Genomic DNA, 16,361 nt, shown 5'->3' on the forward strand with positions numbered 1-16,361 from the left:
ATGCAACCGATCCGGACGATGCGGCCCGCCGAAACCGGCTTCGCCGCCGCCGCGCGGCGCGTGCTGCGCGCGAAACTCCCGCCCGCCGCGCTGCTCGCGGCGGCGGCCGTGACCGTCGCGGCCGTCGCGGCCGTCGTCACGATGACCGGCCTGCGCGGCGCCGGCCCCGCGCCGAGCGCCGCGCAGCTCGACGAATGGCAGGCGATGGTCACGCAGGCGAACGAGCCGCATGCGCTGGCCCAGTTGCGCACGCTCGCGCGCCGCGGCTCGGGCGCCGCGCAGGCGGCGCTCGGCATCGCGCTCGTCGATGCGCACGAGCCGGAGCTGCGCGACGAGGGGCGCGGCTGGCTGGAAACCGCCGCGTCGGCCGCCGGCAAGGCCGACGCGCCGGCTGCGCGGCGCGCGCAGCTCGCGCTCGGCAAGGCGTTGCTGCTCGGCAGCGGCGACCTCCCGAAAGACTATGCACGCGCCCGCGCGCTGCTCGGCGCAGCCGCCGAACAGGGCGATCCGGCCGCCGCGTATTACCTCGGGCTGATCTACCGCAGCGGCTACGGCATCGCGGCCGACCCGGTGCAGGCCGCGCACTGGTTCGACATCGCGTCGCGCGCGGACATCCCGGCCGCCGACTTCATGCTCGCGAACGCGTACCGCGACGGCAGCGGCGTGCCGCGCGACGAAGCGCGCGCGCTCGCGCTGTATCGCCGGGCCGCCGAACACGAGTTGCCCGAAGCCGTGCAGACGCTTGCGATGGCTTATCGCAACGGCGAACTCGGGCTTCGGCCCGACGCGGACGAGTTCCACGCGCAGTGGATCGAGACCGCGCATGCGCTGAAGCACCCGGTCGTCGCGCCGTGATGGCCGTTCGGCCAGGGGACGCGCGAGCGTGACCTGGCCGAACGGTGGTTGCTTCGCATGCGTCGGCCGCGCGGCGTCGGCGGCGCACCGATCCTCGTTTCGACCCGCCAAGGCCCGGCGCTGAAGGGCAAGACGCTGCTCGCTTGCGAGATGACGTCGGAAGCGGGCATCGAGGCGCTGGAGCGGATAGCGATGCCGCGCCAAGCCACGCCGTGTCGTCCCGCAGGTTGCGTGCGCCGTCCGGCGCGCGCCAACGCCCCCTGTCGCTACAATAGGCGCCATGAACGCCCCCACCTCCTCCGACACGCCCGAATCCGGCGACGCGCACATCGCGCGCAACCGGCTCGAGGCGCACCTGGACGCCACGCCGCGCGCGTGGCCGCTCGACATCGTCGCCGCCACCGGCTCGACCAACGCCGACGTCGCGACCCGGCTCAAGGCGCTGCCGCGCACCGCGAGCGCGTTGCCCGCGCCGCTCGTGCGCGTCGCGTTCGAGCAGACGGCCGGCCGCGGCCGGCAGGGCCGCCCGTGGTTCGCGCAGCCCGGCAATGCGCTGCTGTGCTCGGTCGGCTGCATCGTGCCGCGCGCCATCGATGCGCTCGGCGGCCTCAGCATCGCGATCGGCGTCGCGCTCGCCGAAGGGCTGGCCACGCTGCCGCTCGACGCCCGCATGCGGGTCGCGCTCAAATGGCCGAACGACCTGCTGCTGACGACCGACGACGACGGCACGCCGCGTATCGTCGGCAAGCTCGCCGGGATCCTGATCGAAACCGTCTGGACCACCGCCGACGCCACCGCGGTCGTGATCGGCTTCGGCATCAACGTGCGCGGCGCGGAAGCCGTGGCCGCGCAGGTCGACGCGCTGCGCGCGCGCGAAGCGACGCTCGCGAGCGGGCTGCCGCCCGCCGCGCTGTCGATCGCGTGCGCGTCGGCGAACCTCACCGATACGCTCGCCGCGTCGCTGAACGCGCTCACGCCCGCGCTCGCACAGTTCGGCACCGACGGCCTCGCGCCGTTCCTGCCGCGCTGGCACGCGCTGCACGCGTACGCCGGCCGCGAAGTCGTGCTGCTCGAACAGGGCGTCGAACGCGCGCGCGGCATCGCGACGGGCATCGACGCGACCGGCCAGTTGCTGCTCGACACGCCGAACGGCGTACAGACGATCGCGGCCGGCGACGTGTCGCTGCGCGAAGCGCAATGAGCGAACCGCACCTGCTGATCGACGCCGGCAACAGCCGGATCAAGTGGGCACTCGCCGACGCGCGGCGCACGCTCGTCGACACGGGCGCGTTCGGCCACACGCGCGACGGCGGCGCCGATCCCGATTGGTCGCGCCTGCCGCGGCCGCGCGGCGCATGGATCTCGAACGTCGCGGGCGCCGACGTGGCCGCGCGGGTCGATGCGCTGCTCGACGCGCGCTGGCCGGGCCTGCCGCGCACGACGATCCGCTCGCGGCCCGCGCAATGCGGCGTGACGAACGGCTATACGACACCCGAGCAGCTCGGCAGCGACCGGTGGGCCGGCCTGATCGGCGCGCACGCGGCGTTTCCGGGCGAGCATCTGCTGATCGCGACGTTCGGCACCGCGACGACGCTCGAGGCACTGCGCGCGGACGGCCGCTTCACGGGCGGGCTGATCGCGCCGGGCTGGGCGCTGATGATGCGCGCGCTCGGCACGCACACCGCGCAGTTGCCGACGCTGACCACCGACATCGCCAGCGGCCTGCTCGCGGGCGCGCAGGCCGAACCGTTCCAGGTCGATACGCCGCGCTCGCTGTCGGCCGGGTGCCTGTACGCGCAAGCCGGTCTGATCGAACGCGCGTGGCGCGATCTCGTCGCGGCGTGGCAGGCGCCCGTGCGGCTCGTGCTGGCAGGCGGCGCGGCGGACGACGTCGCGCGTGCGCTGACGATCGCGCATACCCGGCACGACACGCTGATCCTGTCCGGGCTCGCGCTGATCGCCGCGGACGCGGCCGACCCGGCAACGGCGCCGGATTGATGCAAAGGCGCCGGCATCGCGCCGGCGCGTGACGACGCAAGCCCAAACGGGCCGGCTTCACGCCGACGATGCCATCCGCGCGGTGCCGCGCCAGCGGCCCGCACGGACGATCCACGGAAGCCATGAAAAAAGCCGGCCCTGCGGCCGGCTCGACTGAACGACGTGAACCACGTCAATGACGACAAGGAGTTTCGACGATGCTGCGCTGGCTGATCGCTGTTCTCTTTCTCGCCAACATGCTCGCGTTCGTGGTGGCGCGCGGCGTGTTCGGGCCGCTGCCGGCGGCCGGCCCGCGCGAACCCGGCGTGCTGTCGCGGCAGGTACGGCCCGACGCGCTGCATGTGACGCCGCTCCTGCGGGCGACCGATCAGCCCGTCGTCGGCGGCCCGATCGCGGCGCCAGCCGTCACGACCGCACCGCTCGCGGCGTCCGCCCCGTGACGACGCCGCGTCGCGCTCAGGGCTGTTGCGCGCGCACCTTCTTCAGCAACGCGGTGGTCGAGCGATCGTGCTCGAACGGGATCGCCAGCGCACGGCCGCCCCAGCCGCGCACGAGCGCCGATTCCGGCAGCGCATCCATGTCGTAATCGCCGCCCTTCACGAGGATGTCCGGACGGACGGCCTCGATCAGCGACACCGGCGTCTTTTCCGCGAACGTCACGACCCAGTCGACGCTTTCCAGCGCTGCCAGCAATGCCGCGCGATCCTCTTCGCGGTTGATCGGCCGGTCGTCGCCCTTGCCGAGCATGCGCACCGACGCATCGCTGTTCACGCCGACGATCAGACAGGCGCCGAGCGCTTTCGCATCGGCGAGATACGTGACGTGGCCACGGTGCAGGATGTCGAATACGCCGTTGGTGAACACGACGGGCGACGGCAGCGACGCGCGCAGCGCGACGAGGGCATCACGGGTGATCAGCTTGCGTTCGAAAGTGGCGGACATGATGAAGAGCGGACGGAATGGACAACGGCTCGCGCGACGGCGGCACCCGATAAAAAGCCCGCCGGACCGGCCGGGCGGGCTTCATGCGATGAACGCAACACGGTGCCGCGCGCCGGGCGCGAATCGGGTGCGACTCGCGCCGACGGCGGCCCCTGCCGGCCTCAGGCCGGCTGCGCGGCCGACGACGGGCCGCTTTCTGCCTGCAGGCGGCCGGTGACTTCCTTGCGATAGCGGTTCAGCTCCTGCGCGGTCGCGAACGTGCGCTCGAACAGGATCGACAGGTTGTGCAGGATCCGCTCGACGACCTTCTTCTCCCACTCGCCGTCGAACCGGATCTGCTCGTCGAGCCAGCGCTCGAGCCATTCCGGATCCGGCAGACGCGACTGCACGGTGTCGCGCGGGAACAGCGCCTGGTTCACGTGCAGGTTGGTCGGGTGCAGCGGTTTTTCGGTGCGGCGCGCCGACGCCATCAGCACGCCGATCTTCGCGAATGCGGCACGGGCGACGTCGCCGCAGTTGTTCAACGCCTTCTTCATGTAGCGCAGGTACGCGCCGCCATGACGCGCTTCGTCGCGCGAAATCGTTTCGTAGATCTGCTTGATGACGGGCTCGGTGTGCCAGTCGGCCGCGCAGCGGTACCAGTGGTTCAGGCGGATCTCGCCGCAGAAGTGCAACATCAGCGTCTCGAGCGGCGGCGCCGGATCGAACTGGAAGCGCACCGCGTGCAGTTCCTCTTCGGTCGGCACCATCTCGGGCTTGAAGCGGCGCAGATATTCCATCAGCACCAGCGAATGCTTCTGCTCCTCGAAGAACCACACGCTCATGAACGCGGAAAAGTCGCTGTCGTGCTGGTTGTCGCGCAGGAACATTTCCGTCGCGGGCAGCGCCGACCATTCGGTGATCGCGTTCATCTTGATCGTCTTCGCCTGCTCGTCGGTGAGCAGCGAAGCGTCGAACTTGTCCCACGGAATGTCCTTCTCCATGTCCCAACGGACAGCTTCGAGCGACCTGTAAAGTTCCGGATAAAGCATGGTGTTCATGATGGTCCCACCCCTGTTCTGCGCAATGCGACTTCTCTAAACGTGACTGTTGCCGCGCAAGCACGCCACGCGCGCTTTTTGCAGCCAAGACTCTAATTTTACGCGGGAAACCGGCCCGCCGGACGCTGATTCCTCGTCCGGCTGCCTGGCGGCCGCGTTGCCGCCGTTGGGCATGCCGCAACCCCGCTCCGTTCGGACGGAGCCGGCCGCGCTTGCCTGAGTGGGGGCCGGCGCTGGCCGGCTCGGTGGCGCGCCCGTCCCCTGCCCCAGGCGGGTCCCCGAAAGGTCCCGTGCGGATGCCGGATCGGCGGGCTGCTCGATATGGTGTATACGGCGGCGGCCATGATAGCACGCGTGCATGACGGTTCCGAGACGCTCGCCCCGTCGCGTGCCGCCAGCCACGGTGCGGCGATCGGTCGCGGCCGACCGTCGCGAAAACGCAACCTTACATTGCGCCTGCGCGTGTCAGACCCGTATTTCGCCGGTCGCGAGACCGTCTTCCGGCGGCGTGCCGGCCGCCGGCGCACTGCTGCCGTCGGCCTGCGCGATCCAGCCGGCGAGCGTCTCGCGCTGCGCCCGGCCGTCGCGGTAGCCGAGTTCGATCAGCTCGCGCGTGAAGGCTTCCTCGAACAGCAGATAGCTCGCGAACGACGCGCCGGCCGGCTGGCTGCCGCCGATCGCACCGAGCAGCCCGCGCATCGTCGCCGGCATCTGCTTCAGGTGTTTCGCGGCGATCAGCTCGATGCGCTCGGACGGCGCGATCGCGAGCACGTCGACGTGCCGCCAGCCGCTGTCGACCTCGACCTGGTGCGGCAGATGCTCGATCATCCGGTTGATGTGCTCGATCCGTTCGATGTCCGAGCCGATCGAGTCGAGGAACACGCTCGCGAGCACCTGCTGACCGATCTGCGCGAGCGTCGGATAACCACGGGCCCGTCCCGCGCCGTTCGCGGCCGGAATCTCGGGCCGCGGATCGGCCGCGCCGATGACGACGATCCGGTCCGCGCCGAAGTGGATCGCCGGCGACAGCGGCGCGATCTGCCGGATCGAGCCGTCGCCGAAGTACTCGATCTGCCCGTCGAGCACGAGCGGCACCGCAGGGAACACGAACGGAATGGCCGACGACGCGAGCAGGTGCGACGCCGACAGGTCGACGAGCCGCGCGGTGCGCTGCGCGCGCCGCCACGCCTGGATCGGCTGGGCGGCCTGGTAGAAGGTGAGGTGCCGGCCGCTCGAATAGCTGAGCGCGGTGATCGCGAGCGCGTGCAGCAGGCGCGCCTCGAGCATCTGCTCGATCCGGTGGAAGCTCAGCTCGCGCTGCAGCAGGTGCGCGAGCGGCGTGTTGTCGAGCAGCCCGCGCGGCGAGCGGCGCGCCGCCCAGCCGAACGTCATCGTCGCGAGCCAGCGCGCGCCGGCGGCCGCGATGCCGAGCCAGTCGGTGCGATACACGTAATCGGCGCGCAGCGGCTCCCAGAATTCGAGCAGGCGGCGCACGCCATGGGAAAAGTCGTCCGCGTGGCTCGCGATCGACGTCGCGTTGATCGCGCCGGCCGACGAGCCGCACACGATCGCGAACGGCAGCGTGTGCCGCTGCGGATCGGCCTCGCGCGCGATCTCGGCCAGCGCCTTCAGCACGCCGACCTGGTATGCGGCGCGCGCGCCGCCTCCCATCAGAACGAGCGCGAGTCGCATGATCGACCTGCTACCTGCGCCGCATCACGTCGAGCGCTTCGGCGGACGCGTTTCGGGCGACGAAGCGGCCGCCGCGCGCGCCGCGGCCGAACCGGACGGCTTCGCGCGCTTCGCGGCGGGCTTGCGCGGCGCGGCAGCGACCCCGGCCGGCTTCGCGGCCGGCTCCGGCGCGGCGGCGTCCGGCGGCGCGGCGCCCGGCGCGGCAGGCTGCATGCCCGGCTGCGCCATCGCGAGGCTCGCGAGCTGATTGAATTGCGTCTGCAGCAGGTTCCACCAGCCGGCCGGATCGAACGGCTGCTGCGCGGGGTCGCCCGCCGGCGCATCCCCCGCGGACGCCGCGGCATCGGGCGCGGGCTCGCCCGCCGACGCGGGCTTCGCGGCCTGGGCGGCGGCCACGGCCGCTTCCTCGGCCGCCGACATCGAGCTTTGCGCGAACGCGCCGAACGCACGCAGCGTCGCGAGCGTCGCGCGCTGCACCTCGAGCGCCTGGATCGCGGACTGCAGCATCCCGAGATTGAGCTTCAGCCATTGCTCGACCGCGCGCAGATCGGTGATCCGCTTGTCGAGCTCCTCGACGTTCGTGAGCGGCGACATCATGTCGGACATGCTCGACAGCGACGGCGGCAGCCCGTGCGCGGCGCCCGGAAACGGCGCCATCCCGCCGAACGGCGACATCCGGATCATGTCCCACATCCGGTCCATCATGTCGGCGGGCTGGAACCCGGCAAAGCCGGCGAAAGGGTTGGCGCCGGAGGCATCGGTCGTCATACGGGCATCCTGGTTGACTGGGGGAGCGAGGCGGCCGCCGTGCGTCGCGCAGCCGCGCGTGATTCGATCATAGCGCGCACGTCAGAACGGCGCCTCGCCGGGGAACGCGGGCGGGCGCCGCTCGCGCAGCGAACGGATGCCCTCCCGCACGTCGGGCCCCGAAAAACCCATGAATTCGAGCGCGAGCGACGTATCGAAGGTCGGGCCGGCCGTGCGCAGCCAGTTGTTCAGCGCGTACTTGGTCCAGCGGATCGCCGACTGCGAACCGTGCGCGAGCCGCTCGGCCACTTCGTATGCCTTCGGCAGCAGGTCGGCCGGCTCGACCGCGAGCGACACCAGGCCGATCCGCTCGGCCTCCTCGCCGCTCACGGGCTCGCACAGCATCAGGTAGTACTTCGCCTTCGCCATCCCGCACAAGAGCGGCCACACGATCGCCGCGTGATCGCCGGCCGCGACGCCGAGCCGCGTGTGGCCGTCGATGATGCGCGCATCCTTCGCGGCGATCGAGATGTCGGCGAGCAGCCCGGCGACGAGCCCCGCGCCGACGGCCGGGCCATGCATCGCCGACACGATCGGCTTGCTGCAATTGATCACGTTGTAGACGAGGTCGCGCGCCTCGCGCCACACGCGGGCGCGCACGTCGAAATCGTTCGCCATGTCCTCGACGAGCGCGAGATCGCCGCCCGCCGAAAAGCCCTTGCCTTCGCCGCGGATCACCGCGACGCGCGTGTCGGGATCGCGATCGACGTCGCGCCAGATGTCGGCGAGCTCGCGATGCATGCGCGCGTTCGCGGTCGCGAGGCCGCTGCGGTTCGCGCCCTCGCCGCTCATCACGATGTCGAGCACGCCATGGTCGCGGCGCGTCACCTTCAGTGCTTCGTAACCGCCGTACGCGGCAAGATCGGCCATCTGCTGCTCCTTGTGCGAGGCGCTCGAACGCCTGAATCGAGTGTAGCCAAGCCCGCGCGGTCAAACATCGGGCGAAACCCGGCGCGCGGGCCGAAGCCGGGTTTCGCCGCTGCGTTGCTTGCCCCGCGCCGCTTACGCCGCGCCGTCGGGCGGCGCGACCGACTGCTCGATCGCGCCGAAGATCGACTTGCCGGCCGCGTCGAACATCTCGATGCGCACGGTGTCGCCGTAGCGCATGAATTCGGTCTGCGGCGCGCCGTGCTCGATCGTCTCGAGGCAGCGCTTCTCGGCGATGCAGCAGTAGCCGCGCTTCGCGTCCTTGTTCGAGACCGTACCGGAGCCGACGATCGAGCCGGCACGCAGGTTGCGCGTCTTCGCCGCGTGCGCGATCAACTGGCCGAAGTGGAACACCATGTCGGTGCCCGCGTCGGGCTGGCCGACCTTCTTGCCGTTCCAGTGGACGATCATCGGGCGGTGCACGCGGCCTTCGCGCCACGCGTCGCCGAGCTCGTCGGGCGTGACGGCGACCGGCGCGAACGCGGTGGCCGGCTTGCTCTGGAAGAAGCCGAAACCCTTCGCGAGTTCGGCCGGAATCAGGTTGCGCAGCGACACGTCGTTCACGAGCGTGACGAGCCGCACGGCCTTCAGCGCGTCGTCGGGCGACGCGCTCATCGGCACGTCGCCGGTGATCACCGCGACTTCCGCCTCGAAATCGATGCCCCATTCCTCGGACGGGCACACGACGTCGTCGCGCGCGCCCAGGAAATCGTCGCTGCCGCCCTGGTACATCAGCGGATCGGTCCAGAACTCGGGCGGCATCTCCGCGCCGCGCGCACGGCGCACGAGCTCGACGTGATTCACGTACGCGGAGCCGTCGGCCCACTGGAACGCGCGCGGCAGCGGCGCCATGCAGTTGGCCGGGTCGAACGCGAACGCGTTGCGCGCGCGGCCGTGGTTCAGCGCGTCGTACAGGTCGCGCAGTTGCGGCGCGTAGAACGCCCAGTCGTCGAGGACGCGCTGCAGCGTCGGCGCGATCGCATCGGCAATCGCCGCGGTGTGCAGGTCGCGCGACACGACGATCAGCTGGCCGTCGCGCGTGCCGTCCTTCAGCGAAGCAAGTTTCATAGGGGGATCTGCCGTTGTAGTGACGATGGAGGGAATCTATTTTACGATGGTGAATCCCTGCGGCGCGCCACGATCGCGCACGCCGTTTTCGCCCCGTTTCCTGTCGCATTTTCGCGCACCCGCTGCCCATGCCCGCCAGCCTGCTTCCCGACGACGATCTCGCCGACTCCGATACCGACGACGCCGCCTCCGGCGAACCCGGCGAGAAGGTCCGCTCCGGCATCCAGTCGATCGAGGTCGGCTTCCGCCTGCTCGACGTGCTGACGAGCGAGCCGCGCGCGATGATGCTGCGCGATCTCGCGCAGCGCGCGGGCATGAGCCCGGCGAAGGCGCATCGCTATCTGGTCAGCTTCTCGCGGCTCGGCGTCGTGTCGCAGGACCCGGTCTCGGGCCGCTACGAGCTGGGCGGCTTCGCGCTGCAAATGGGGCTCGCGCGGCTCGCGCGCGTCGACGGCGTGAAGCTCGCGCGGATCGCGCTCACCGAATTCCGCGACCGCCTCGACCAGACGGTCGGCATCGCGGTGTGGGGCAACCAGGGGCCGACGATCGTGCACTGGATGGAATCGAGCCATCCGGCGAAGGCGTCGCTGAAACTCGGCGACGTGATGCCGCTGCTCGGCTCCGCGACGGGCTTGCTGTTCGCCGCATACCTGCCGCGCAGCAAGACCGCCGCGATGCTGGAGCGCGAACTCGCCGATACGCGCCGCTCGCCACACCACGGCGGCCCGCGCACCCTCGACGAAGTCGAGACGGTGCTCGCCGACGTGCGCCAGCACCAGGCCGCGCGCGTCGAAGGGATGCTGCTGCCGACGATCCATGCGTTCTGCATGCCGGTGTTCGACGCGGTCGGCGAACTCGCGCTCGCGATCGTCGCGCTCGGCCAGGAAGGCTCGTTCGACATCGCATGGGGCGGCGAGATCGACACCGCGCTGCGCGCCTGCGCGCAGAAACTGTCTTACGAACTCGGCTATAGTCCCGACGCACGCGACGCCTGACGCATCCGGTTCACGCCACGTCACGCATCGCGAACGCGCGGCCCATCCGACGGTCCGATTCCTGTGGCGCGCGCCGCGCGCCCGACGTCACGCCAGCGCCCCCGACCCTGTTCCGATGCCCATGCAGCCTGCCGATCTTCGCCCGCGTCACGCCCTGCCCCGCCGCTGGCTGCGCGTGGGCGTCGCGCTCGTCGCCGTGCTGGTGCTGCATGCGCTCGCCGGGTTCTGGCTGATGCGCAACCGCGAATCGTTCACGCCGCCGCCGGCCACGGAGATCCCGGTGCAGATCGAGCTGCTGAAACCGCAACCGATCGAGCGTCAGCCGGCCCCGCCGGCGCCGAAACCGGTCGAACGTCCGGCCGAATCGGCGGCGCCCAAGGCCGCCGCACCGAAGGTGGCCCCGCCGAAACCCGCGCCGTCGCACGAGCCGGTCCTCACGTCGACGCAGACCGCCGAGCACGGCGAACCGCCGGCTGCCGCCGCGTCCGCGGCGAGCGGCACACCGGGGGCTTCGGGCGCGCACGCCGCATCGGCCGCGGGCGCCAGCGCCGCGACACCGGGCCCCGCGACGAGCGGCGTGAAGTTCGCGGCGCCGCCGTCCGGCGACCTGCAGTACGACACGTTCTACAACGGCATGCAGAACATGATCGGCACGATCCACTGGCGCACCGACGGGCATACCTACGACTTGTCGGTGTCGATGCCGGTGCCGTTCGTCGGCCCGTTCACCTATCGCAGCGAAGGCCGCATCGACGCCTTCGGCGTCGCACCCGATCGTTACGTCGAGAAGCGCGGCAAGCGGCCGGAAGACATCGCGATCTTCAACCGCGAGATCCGGCAGGTCGTATTCACGCGCACGCCGAACAACGCGCCGCTGCCGGACGGCGTGCAGGACCGCTTCAGCATGCTGATGCAGTTGTCGGGGCTCGTGCGCGGCAATCCCGCCGCCTACAAGCCGGGCGTCACGCAGCAGTTCTTCGTGATCGACAACAACAGCGGCGAGACCTGGCCGATCACCGTGATCGGCGACGAACAGGTGCAGACGCAGGCCGGCATCGTCGCGGCGCGGCACTTCATGCGCCTGCCGCGCCGCGACGGCGACACGCGCCGCATCGACATGTGGCTCGCGCCGTCGCTCGGCTGGCTGCCCGCGCGGCTCGTGCAGAGCGAGCCGAACGGGGCGCAGATCGAACTGCTGTGGCACGGCCGGCTCGCCGCACCGAACGTGCCTGCCGACGCCGCGCCCAGCGGCGCAACGAACGCGCCCGCCGTCGCTCCGGCGCCCGATGCATCGGCCGTGCCGCCCGCGGAACCCGCGCCCTCCACGCCGCCCGCCGCCGTGCAACCACCGGCGTCATCGACTGTCACACAGTGAACGCACGCACATGAACGCGCACGAATCGGCAATTTCGACCGATTACAGATTTCCCGAAAATGGCCGATGACACTCTTTAACAACTATTTCAGTCCACCGGCTCACAATAAGAAACGTTTGATAGACATCGGCTTCTAACCGATACACCCCACGCAAACGGGAGAACGGGGTGTGCAGCGCAAGCCCCTTGAAACCGGCAAGGCTCGCCCCACCTAGGGGACAACAAGGCCAGATGCCACTGCGAAGAGGAGTGCCGCCATGCAAATGATCTACAACAGCCCCAACTACTGCGTCGTCGAATTTGCGCCGCAGGCCGGCCATCACCTGATGAATGCCGGCGGATACGAAATCGTCGACAAGAACGCGCAGCGCGAAATCTTCATCGACGGCGAACTTGCCGAACGATTCCGCGCGCACGTGAAGCAGCTGATCGAGGATGAACCGTCGCTCGACGAAGTCGACGAATTCCTCGGACAATTCGACAGCCTGATGATGATGCCCGTCGTGCTGCACTGACGACTCGCGGCCCGGCGCGTCACGCGGCCGGGCCATTCGCCGCGCATCGACGCGGCGCCGCGTGCACTCCGATCCTGCCCCCGTCCGGTTCGCCTGCGGGGGCTTTCATTTGACGGGCCGTCCGGCCGGCGCGGCGAGGGTCGGCGACCGCTTGACGCACCGGCTACAATGACGGTTTTCCGTCTTCGCCGGTCTTCCGCCCATGTCTGCGACTCCCCTCGCCGCTTCCGCCCCGCTCGACGCGCGCTACACGCGCGGCGCCGCCCTGCCCGCGCTGCTGAAATCGCGCATCCTGATCCTCGACGGCGCGATGGGCACGATGATCCAGCGCTACAAGCTCGACGAAGCCGCGTATCGCGGCGAGCGCTTCAAGGATTTCCCGCGCGACATCAAGGGCAACAACGAGCTGCTGTCGCTCACGCAGCCGCAGATCATCCGCGAGATCCACGATCAGTACTTCGCGGCCGGCGCCGACATCGTCGAAACCAACACGTTCGGCGCGACGACCGTCGCGCAGGCCGACTACGGGATGGAAGATCTCGTCGTCGAGATGAACGTCGCATCGGCGAAGCTCGCGCGCGAATCGGCCGCGAAATACGCGACGCCGGACAAGCCGCGCTTCGTCGCCGGCGCGATCGGACCGACGCCGAAGACGGCCAGCATCTCGCCGGACGTCAACGATCCGGGCGCCCGCAACGTCACGTTCGACGAGCTGCGCACGGCGTACTACCAGCAGGCGAAGGCGCTGCTCGACGGCGGCGTCGACCTGTTCCTCGTCGAGACGATCTTCGACACGCTGAACGCCAAGGCCGCGCTGTTCGCGCTCGACGAGCTGTTCGAGGACACCGGCGAGCGCCTGCCGATCATGATCTCGGGCACCGTCACCGATGCGTCGGGCCGGATCCTGTCGGGCCAGACCGTCGAGGCGTTCTGGAATTCGCTGCGCCACGCGAAGCCGCTCACGTTCGGCCTGAACTGCGCGCTCGGCGCGGCGCTGATGCGCCCGTACATCGCCGAGCTCGCGAAGCTGTGCGACACCTACGTGTCGTGCTACCCGAACGCGGGCCTGCCGAACCCGATGAGCGACACCGGTTTCGACGAAACCCCCGATGTCACGTCGGGCCTGCTGAAGGAGTTCGCGCAGGCCGGGCTCGTGAACCTCGCGGGCGGCTGCTGCGGCACGACGCCCGAGCACATCGCCGAGATCGCGAAGGCGCTCGCCGGCGTGAAGCCGCGCCGCTGGCCGAACCAGTACAGCGACAACGCCTGACCCGACCCGCCCCACGTCCTTCCTCAAAAGAATTCGCACCGCCATGACCGATCACATGATGCGCCTTGCCGGCCTCGAGCCGTTCAACGTCACGCCCGGGACGCTCTTCATCAACGTCGGTGAACGCACCAACGTCACCGGCTCGAAGGCGTTCGCACGGATGATCCTCAACGGCCAGTTCGACGAGGCGCTCGCCGTCGCGCGCCAGCAGGTCGAGAACGGCGCGCAGGTGATCGACGTCAACATGGACGAGGCGATGCTCGATTCGAAGGCGGCGATGGTGCGCTTCCTGAACCTGATCGCGTCGGAGCCGGACATCGCGCGCGTGCCGATCATGATCGACTCGTCGAAGTGGGACGTGATCGAAGCCGGCCTCAAGTGCGTGCAGGGCAAGGCGATCGTGAACTCGATCTCGCTGAAGGAAGGCGAGGACGCGTTCCGCCACCACGCGAACCTGATCCGCCGCTACGGCGCGGCCGCGGTCGTGATGGCGTTCGACGAGACCGGCCAGGCCGATACCTACGCGCGCAAGACCGAGATCTGCAAGCGCTCGTACGACTTCCTCGTGAACGAAGTCGGCTTCCCGCCGGAAGACATCATCTTCGACCCGAACATCTTCGCGGTCGCGACGGGCATCGAGGAGCACAACAACTACGCGGTCGACTTCATCGAGGCGACCCGCTGGATCAAGCAGAACCTGCCGCATGCGAAGGTGAGCGGCGGCGTGTCGAACGTGTCGTTCTCGTTCCGCGGCAACGACCCGGTGCGCGAGGCGATCCACACCGTGTTCCTGTATCACGCGATCCAGGCCGGGATGGACATGGGCATCGTGAACGCGGGCCAGCTCGGCGTGTACGCCGATCTCGACGCGGAGCTGCGCGAGCGCGTCGAGGACGTGATCCTGAACCGCCGCGCGGATTCGACCGATCGCCTGCTCGAGATCGCCGACAAGTTCAAGGTGGGCGGCGCGAAGAAGGAAGAGAACCTCGAGTGGCGCAACCAGCCGGTCGAGAAGCGGCTCTCGCACGCGCTGGTGCACGGCATCACGACCTTCATCGTCGAGGATACCGAAGAAGTGCGCGCGAAGATCGCCGCGGCCGGCGGCCGTCCGATCAACGTGATCGAAGGCCCGCTGATGGACGGGATGAACATCGTCGGCGACCTGTTCGGCCAGGGCAAGATGTTCCTGCCGCAGGTCGTGAAGTCGGCGCGCGTGATGAAGCAGGCGGTCGCGCACCTGATCCCGTTCATCGAGGAAGAAAAGCGGCTGCTCGCGGAAGCGGGCGGCGACGTGCGCGCGAAGGGCAAGATCGTCATCGCGACCGTGAAGGGCGACGTGCACGACATCGGCAAGAACATCGTGTCGGTCGTGCTCCAGTGCAACAACTTCGAAGTGGTCAACATGGGCGTGATGGTCCCGTGCAACGAGATCCTGGCGAAGGCGAAGGTCGAAGGCGCGGACATCATCGGGCTGTCGGGCCTCATCACGCCGAGCCTCGAGGAAATGGCGTACGTCGCGTCCGAAATGCAGCGCGACGACTACTTCCGCGTGAAGAAGATTCCGCTGCTGATCGGCGGCGCCACGACGTCGCGCGTGCACACGGCGGTGAAGATCGCGCCGCACTACGAAGGCCCGGTCGTCTACGTGCCGGATGCGTCGCGCTCGGTGTCGGTCGCGTCGAACCTGCTGTCCGACGAAGGCGCGGCGAAGTATCTCGACGAGCTGAAGTCCGACTACGAACGCATCCGCGACCAGCACGCGAACCGCAAGCAGCAGCCGATGGTCACGCTCGCCGACGCGCGCGCGAACAAGACCAAGATCGACTGGGCCGGCTACCAGCCGGTCAAGCCGAAGTTCATCGGCCGCCGCGTGTTCAGGAACTACGACCTGAACGAGCTCGCGAACTACATCGACTGGGGTCCGTTCTTCCAGACCTGGGATCTCGCGGGCCCGTACCCGGCGATCCTGAACGACGAGATCGTCGGCGAATCGGCGCGGCGCGTGTTCTCCGACGCCAAGTCGATGCTCGCGCGCCTGATCCAGGGCCGCTGGCTGACCGCGAACGGCGTGATCGCGCTGCTGCCGGCGAACACCGTCAATGACGACGACATCGAGATCTACAGCGACGAGTCGCGCTCCGAGGTGCTGCTCACGTGGCGCAACCTGCGCCAGCAGAGCGTGCGCCCGGTGGTCGACGGCGTGATGCGGCCGAACCGCTCGCTCGCCGATTTCATCGCGCCGAAGGAATCGGGTGTGGCCGACTACATCGGGATGTTCGCGGTGACGGCCGGCCTCGGCGTCGACGCGAAGGAAAAGCAGTTCGAAGCCGACCATGACGACTACAGCGCGATCATGCTGAAGGCGCTCGCCGACCGTTTCGCCGAAGCGTTCGCCGAAGCGATGCACGCGCGCGTGCGGCGCGAGCTGTGGGGCTATGCGAGCGGCGAGACGCTCGACAACGACGCGCTGATCGCCGAGAAGTACGCGGGCATCCGCCCGGCGCCCGGCTACCCGGCCTGCCCGGACCACCTCGTGAAGCGCGACATGTTCGACGTGCTGCACGCGGACGAGATCGGCATGAGCGTGACCGACTCGCTGGCGATGCTGCCGGCGGCGAGCGTGTCGGGTTTCTATCTCGCGCATCCGGACAGCCGCTACTTCTCGGTCGGCAAAATCGGGCAGGATCAGCTCGAGGACTATGCGCGGCGCATGGCGCTGTCGCTCGACGACGCACGTCGCGCGCTCGCGCCGCAACTGTAACCGCGTCGACCTACCGTTTCCATCGCCACGCGCCCCGATCCAGGGGCGCGTCGCACAACAGCTCAATTCATCAGGATACCTAATCTCAATAATCAAGATCGAAGCCGCTGTAACG

Annotated in this window: 15 protein-coding genes; 9 read left to right on the forward strand and 6 right to left on the reverse strand. The window is 69.4% G+C overall.

Annotated elements, in window-relative coordinates; genetic code table 11:
- From KU887_RS15410 to KU887_RS15425, 4 genes are all read left to right on the forward strand, one after another.
- A complete protein-coding gene (locus KU887_RS15410) occupies positions 1-855 on the forward strand; it encodes a tetratricopeptide repeat protein (protein WP_258250468.1) in 855 nt (284 codons plus the stop codon).
- Between the two features lie 280 nt (positions 856-1,135).
- A complete protein-coding gene (locus KU887_RS15415; RefSeq protein ID WP_006482094.1) occupies positions 1,136-2,056 on the forward strand; it encodes a biotin--[acetyl-CoA-carboxylase] ligase in 921 nt (306 codons plus the stop codon).
- Positions 2,053-2,853: a type III pantothenate kinase gene (locus tag KU887_RS15420; RefSeq protein ID WP_258250469.1), complete on the forward strand. Its 801-nt coding sequence runs from the start codon at positions 2,053-2,055 to the stop codon at positions 2,851-2,853. The genes KU887_RS15415 and KU887_RS15420 overlap by 4 nt, the downstream gene beginning before the upstream one ends.
- A gap of 197 nt (positions 2,854-3,050) precedes the next feature.
- On the forward strand, positions 3,051-3,293 hold the full coding sequence (locus KU887_RS15425; protein ID WP_006482093.1) for a hypothetical protein: 243 nt from the start codon (positions 3,051-3,053) through the stop codon (positions 3,291-3,293).
- 16 nt (positions 3,294-3,309) lie between these two features.
- On the opposite strand, the gene rfaE2 is transcribed toward KU887_RS15425, so the two are convergent.
- The 6 genes from rfaE2 to KU887_RS15455 all read right to left on the reverse strand — a co-directional run bounded on the left by rfaE2 (position 3,310) and on the right by KU887_RS15455 (position 9,329).
- Positions 3,310-3,795, reverse strand: a complete 486-nt coding sequence (gene rfaE2, locus KU887_RS15430; protein WP_006497810.1) for a D-glycero-beta-D-manno-heptose 1-phosphate adenylyltransferase — start codon at positions 3,793-3,795, stop codon at positions 3,310-3,312.
- A gap of 161 nt (positions 3,796-3,956) precedes the next feature.
- Positions 3,957-4,835, reverse strand: a complete 879-nt coding sequence (locus KU887_RS15435) for a diiron oxygenase (protein WP_011353352.1) — start codon at positions 4,833-4,835, stop codon at positions 3,957-3,959.
- A 465-nt stretch (positions 4,836-5,300) separates the two neighbouring features.
- On the reverse strand, positions 5,301-6,527 hold the full coding sequence (locus tag KU887_RS15440; protein ID WP_006482098.1) for a patatin-like phospholipase family protein: 1,227 nt from the start codon (positions 6,525-6,527) through the stop codon (positions 5,301-5,303).
- Positions 6,528-6,551: 24 nt separating this feature from the next.
- Entirely contained in the window at positions 6,552-7,295 is a 744-nt protein-coding gene (locus tag KU887_RS15445) for a PhaM family polyhydroxyalkanoate granule multifunctional regulatory protein (RefSeq protein ID WP_258250470.1), read from the reverse strand.
- Between the two features lie 81 nt (positions 7,296-7,376).
- Positions 7,377-8,204 carry an enoyl-CoA hydratase/isomerase family protein gene (locus KU887_RS15450; protein ID WP_034201315.1) on the reverse strand — a complete coding sequence of 276 codons (828 nt, stop codon included), beginning with the start codon at positions 8,202-8,204 and terminating at the stop codon, positions 7,377-7,379.
- Between the two features lie 132 nt (positions 8,205-8,336).
- Positions 8,337-9,329 carry a fumarylacetoacetate hydrolase family protein gene (locus KU887_RS15455; RefSeq protein WP_006490901.1) on the reverse strand — a complete coding sequence of 331 codons (993 nt, stop codon included), beginning with the start codon at positions 9,327-9,329 and terminating at the stop codon, positions 8,337-8,339.
- A 128-nt stretch (positions 9,330-9,457) separates the two neighbouring features.
- Between KU887_RS15455 and KU887_RS15460 the strand changes: the two genes are divergently transcribed.
- The 5 genes from KU887_RS15460 (at position 9,458) to metH (ending at position 16,246) form a co-directional block, all read left to right on the forward strand.
- Positions 9,458-10,324 (forward strand): IclR family transcriptional regulator, encoded by an 867-nt coding sequence (locus tag KU887_RS15460; RefSeq protein ID WP_006490900.1) that lies wholly within the window; start codon positions 9,458-9,460, stop codon positions 10,322-10,324.
- A gap of 115 nt (positions 10,325-10,439) precedes the next feature.
- Positions 10,440-11,699, forward strand: coding sequence for a DUF3108 domain-containing protein (locus KU887_RS15465; protein WP_059721697.1), 1,260 nt, complete (start codon positions 10,440-10,442; stop codon positions 11,697-11,699).
- 258 nt (positions 11,700-11,957) lie between these two features.
- Positions 11,958-12,215 carry a DUF3567 domain-containing protein gene (locus KU887_RS15470; RefSeq protein WP_006477667.1) on the forward strand — a complete coding sequence of 86 codons (258 nt, stop codon included), beginning with the start codon at positions 11,958-11,960 and terminating at the stop codon, positions 12,213-12,215.
- A gap of 202 nt (positions 12,216-12,417) precedes the next feature.
- Positions 12,418-13,485, forward strand: coding sequence for a homocysteine S-methyltransferase family protein (locus tag KU887_RS15475; RefSeq protein ID WP_059721698.1), 1,068 nt, complete (start codon positions 12,418-12,420; stop codon positions 13,483-13,485).
- Positions 13,486-13,528: 43 nt separating this feature from the next.
- On the forward strand, positions 13,529-16,246 hold the full coding sequence (gene metH, locus KU887_RS15480; RefSeq protein WP_006495430.1) for a methionine synthase: 2,718 nt from the start codon (positions 13,529-13,531) through the stop codon (positions 16,244-16,246).
- Positions 16,247-16,361 lie beyond the last annotated feature (115 nt).

This window comes from Burkholderia sp. EMB26 (assembly GCF_024730645.1).
Taxonomy (GTDB): domain Bacteria; phylum Pseudomonadota; class Gammaproteobacteria; order Burkholderiales; family Burkholderiaceae; genus Burkholderia; species Burkholderia cenocepacia.